Below are 4,049 nucleotides of genomic sequence, written 5' to 3'. Positions count from 1 at the left end.
CTTCCGGCTTTAACCCGGCTTTGGCATGAACCGCTGCTCCCGAAACGGCTCCAGGTGAAGCGGTCTGGCCGGCCGAAAGCAGCAGCTTCAACCCGGAAACCTCAGGTGATCCGGGCTTGGGGTCGTCGGCGGTGACTCCAAGGGGACGGGTTTGCAGAAAAAACAGGCCTCCTTCCTCATCCTCGGCCCATTCGATATCCTGTGGCGAACCAAAATGCCGTTCTATTTTCAGTCCGGCTTCGGCCAGAGAAAGCACGGTTTGTTCGGAAACGGCAGGGGATGGTTCCTCTGCCTCATTGGTTTCATCTTTTGGTTGAATGCTGCGTCTGCTGATCGCCAGAGGTCTTCGATCGACCAGAAAGACATCCGGTGAAACAGATCCGCCCACCACCTGTTCCCCCAAACCGGCTGCTGCATCGATGCGGGCCTGACCGGCTGCAGGCCGGGCCGGGTCCAGCGTATAGAGTACACCGCTGGCCCTGGGTTGGATCATGACGACGGCGGCAACCGCCATGGGGGTTGCCTCGTCGGTGAGGCCGTAACGAAGCCGATAGATAATGGCGCGCGGGGTGTACTTGCCGGCCAGGACGGTCTTGTAGGCTGAATCGATCTGCTTCTGGTCCACGGAAAGGACGCTGGTATACTGGCCGGCGAAAGACGCCTCGGTATCCTCCCCTACGGCGCTGCTGCGCATGGCCAGTTGCGGCATGCGGCCATGGTGGGCGGCAAGTTCCCGGTACGCTTTTCGGAGTGCCTCAGCCAGGATTTCCGGCACAGGGGCCTCGCGGATCGTTTCCCGGATGCGGCGGCAAATTTCCTCAATATCATCTCCGTCCGGGTCGAAGGCGGTCAGCATTTCATCGATGGGGTTCAGCAGCCGGTTCTCACGCAGAAACAGGTCAAAGGCCGCCGTGGTGACGACGAACCCGTCGGGCGCGGGAAAGTTCAACTGGTTGCGGATCCGCGCCAGGTTGACGGCCTTGGCGCCGGCCAGGGGGAGATGCGTGGTGCCCAGTGCCGAAAACGGCAATGTCAAAGGGCCGCTGATGACCTCACGCTTGCGCTCCGTCAGTGGGGCCAGAGCCCCCGATATCCTTTCGAAGGCTTGGGGAAGTTCCGGGTAGCGATCTCCAGCCAACCCGCCGATCGACACGACGAGTCCTGAAACTTCTCCAAGAAGGTCATTGACGCGATGCTGAATGGATGCCAGCGTCGCCAGTCCGGCCCCCCGGTCCAGCAGTTCCAGTTCGGCAAGATGCCGCAATGCCCGGTGGTTGTGATTCAAAAAAGCGTCATAGTGGGCGAATCGCCGGGCAGCGGGGCCTGTCGAGTCGTCCAGTAACCGGCAAGAGTCTGCTTTGAAAAACATGGTGGTCCTCCAATGTGATCGTCTTTATTGACGCTTCAATGATTTTTCCTTTTTACGATCGGGTGTATCGATTTTTTTAACGAACCCGATAGATGCAATCACTGAGGTCAAGGCACTCCATTCTGACTACCCGGGCGCACGGCCTTGCCTTCCGGACCATTTGAACACCTCCATCACCAGCAAAATAACCAGCGCCATAGACAGCAGAAAAATCCATCGCGTGAACCCCACCGGCTCCGTACCCAGGATGGTTTGCATGAAGGGCAGATGCATGCTTACCATGTGGATGCCCTGTGCCGCAAGCACCCCGAATACCAGGATGACATTGCGCCGGATGGGTACCTTCAGGGCGGATACCGATTCAGAGCGGCAGTTGAACACATGAACATTCTGCAGCAAAACCATGAACAGCAACAAGAGATTGCGGGCCCCGGCTTCATTCATCATTTCCACCCGAACCAGCCAGTACCAGAACCCAAGGGCCAGGATACCGATGGTCACTCCCGAAACAAGGGTCTGCCAGACCATCTGTGGATCAAAAATCGTTTCATCCGGTCTGCGCGGTTTGCGTTTCATGGCACCCGGTTCTCCGCCTTCAAAAGCCAGGGCCACATCCTGAATGCCGTTGGTGACCAGATTGAGCCACAGCAGCTGAACAGCCATCAACGGGATGGGCAGTCCCGCCAGGATCGCCAGGATAAACATCAAGACTTCCGCAGCTCCGGTGGAGATGAGCAGGTAAATTACCTTGCGCACATTGTCATAGGCAAATCGCCCCTCTTCAACACCGGCCACAATGGAGGCGAAGTTGTCGTCGGCCACGATCATCGACCCCACCTCCTTGGCCACGTCCGTGCCCGAGCCCATGGCCACGCCGATGTTGGCGCGTCGTAACGCCGGGGCGTCATTGACACCGTCGCCGGTCACAGCCACAAATTCCCCCCGGCGAATCAGCACATCGACGATTTCGAGTTTTTGAGTCGGCGACACCCGGGCGAACACATGGGTCGATGAAACCAGTTTTGCAAACGCAGGGCTGTCCGGGGTTCCGGCCTCATTCAACTCCCGGCCGGAAACCACCTGCTCATCCGCTTCGGACAGGCCCAGGTCACTTGCAATCGCACCGGCTGTAGCAGGATGATCTCCGGTAATCATCATCACCTGAATACCGGCCGTCTTGCATCTCTTCACCGACGCGACAGCTTCGGGACGCAGCGGATCGATGAATCCCACCAGACCGTGAAAGATCAGTCCGGAAAGGGTCTTGTCTTCCCGACTTTTTCCGCTACCTTTGGGAGCGGTTTTACCGGAGGCAACGGCCAGCACGCGCAGGCCGTTTTCCGCCATAGCTTCCGCCTGCTGTTCGATGCCCTCCTTGTCGAGGTCCGCCGGCTCGCCGTTCCGGTGCATCCGCGTGCAGAAATCCAGGATCGTTTCCACGGCTCCCTTGGCGGCTGCATGTTCCGTCCCATCTTTCTCATAGAACGTTGCCGAGAACTTGCGCTCAGATTCGTAAGGGATTTTATCGGTAATCTTGAACCGATGGTTCACTTCGGCCGGGTCCAGGCCCAGCTTGTAACCCATGGCGAGAAAAGCAACATCCATGGCATCGCCGTGGTGCTTCCAGGTTCCGGCTTCTTTGACGAGAGATCCCTCGTTGGCCAGCATCGCCGATTCGGCAAGCCGCTTCAGACGATCGCGTTCGGTTTCGGAGATCTTCCCGCCGTTGTCTGCCGGCGAGACATCGCCCTCGCCGTTATAGCCCTCTCCGGAAAGATCGAAAGTTTGTCCGTCTGGAAAAACGATGGTGCGGGCTGTCTGCTGGTTGACCGTCAGGGTGCCGGTCTTGTCGCTGGCGATCACCGTGCAGCTTCCCAGGCTCTCCACGGCGGTGAGTTTGCGTACAATAACGTTGCGGCCGGACATCCGTTTGGTTGCGATGGAAAGGGCCACGGTCAACGCCACGGGAAGTCCCTCGGGAATGGCCGAGACCGCAAGGGCTACCACGAAAAAGAAGATTGCCGTAAGATCCTGGCCCTGGAACCGCAGCATAACCGCCAGTCCGGCGCTGATCACCAGCACCAGGATGCTGATATGTTTGACAAACCGTTCCATCCGGATCACCAGAGGGGGCTTTCCGCTCTCCGATTCGGTCACGGTTTGGGCAATGATGCCCACCTGTGTTTCCCGCCCGGTGCCGATGACGATCCCGATGCCTCTCCCGGAGGCGATGGTCGATCCGGCAAACGCCATGTTTTTGCGGTCGCTGATACCGGTATCTGCGGACATCGGTTCGGTTGCTTTTTCAGAGGCCATGGATTCGCCGGTCAAAAAGCTCTCATCCGCCGCGAGGCTGTTCACTTTGATCAGGCGCAGGTCGGCCGGCACCTTGTTGCCCGACTCGAGCAGCACGATGTCGCCGGGCACGATCTCTTCCGCCGGGATATCCATCTCCTTACCGTCACGACGCACCCGCGCTTTGATCTTCAGCAACCGCTGGAGACCGGCGGCGCTTTTTTCGGCCTGATACTCCTGATAGGCCCCCAGGCCGCTGTTCAAGGCGATAACGATCAAGATAAACAAAGCATCGACGGCTTCACCAATGGCGGCGGATGCCACGGCGGCGGCCATCAGAATGAAGATCAAGGGGTTGAGCACCTGGTGCAGCAGGATGGCCCAG

At 58.8% G+C, this 4,049-nt stretch carries 2 protein-coding genes; both read right to left on the bottom strand.

The genetic code is table 11. The features are described from left to right. On the bottom strand, positions 1–1,369 hold a 1,369-nt coding region (locus R6V78_RS09710; protein ID WP_410289157.1), incomplete at its 3' end, for a PEP/pyruvate-binding domain-containing protein. Positions 1,370–1,495: 126 nt separating this feature from the next. Next, on the bottom strand, positions 1,496–4,049 hold a 2,554-nt coding region (locus tag R6V78_RS09705; protein WP_410289156.1), incomplete at its 5' end, for a cation-translocating P-type ATPase.

Source organism: Desulfosarcina sp. (assembly GCF_046496365.1).
Lineage (GTDB): Bacteria > Desulfobacterota > Desulfobacteria > Desulfobacterales > Desulfosarcinaceae > Desulfosarcina.
Note: the sequence above shows the minus strand (reverse complement) of the source record. Positions and strands in the feature narration are given on the sequence as shown.